We start from the raw sequence: 510 nt of genomic DNA, 5'->3' as shown, positions 1-510 counted from the left end.
GCAAGCGATACGCTCGCCTGCAACTGCTGGGCGTCGTCGCTCAACGCCATGCGCAAGGTCACTGCACGCAGGCGCAGGACGTCCTGGGTGACGTCGCCGAGGGTATTGAGGCTGGGTATCCAGTTGTCCTCGACCTCGCTGGAGTGGGCATGCATGCTGCGCATCTGCTGCAGGGCGAAGCCCCCCAGCGCGAACACCAGTAACGCAATCAAGCCAAATCCTATTGCGGCGCGCGGGGCGATGGAGATGGATCTGAAGTTCATGCTGGCGGTACCCGAGTTGTGATGGCGGTGGCCAGGCCTTGCCAGGCCTGATCCGCGAAGGTCATTTCGCCTGTGGCGCGTCGCTGAGGTTCTGCTGCAGGGCCTCTATCTGCTCGTACAGCCCCTCGACGATGGCGACCAGGGCCGGGTCGAAGTGCTTGCCCGACTGTTCGCGGATGAAGGCCTGCGCCTTCTCCCGTGGCCAGGGAGCCTTGTAGGGGCGCGCCATGCGCAGGGCGTCGTAGAC

At 64.7% G+C, this 510-nt stretch carries 1 protein-coding gene and 1 pseudogene; both read right to left on the bottom strand.

Features of this window, described 5'->3' with window-relative positions; genetic code table 11:
• The coding region (locus J0A65_RS25550) for an MCP four helix bundle domain-containing protein (protein WP_206597019.1) at positions 1–212 on the bottom strand (212 nt) is incomplete at its 3' end.
• A gap of 112 nt (positions 213–324) precedes the next feature.
• Positions 325–510 (bottom strand): annotated as a pseudogene (locus J0A65_RS25545) (two-component system response regulator); the annotation flags it as partial.

Source organism: Bowmanella yangjiangensis (genome assembly GCF_017255015.1).
Taxonomy (GTDB): Bacteria; Pseudomonadota; Gammaproteobacteria; order Enterobacterales; family Alteromonadaceae; genus Bowmanella; species Bowmanella yangjiangensis.
The sequence above is the reverse complement of the archived record's forward strand: the minus strand, read 5'-3'. Positions and strand labels throughout refer to the sequence as shown.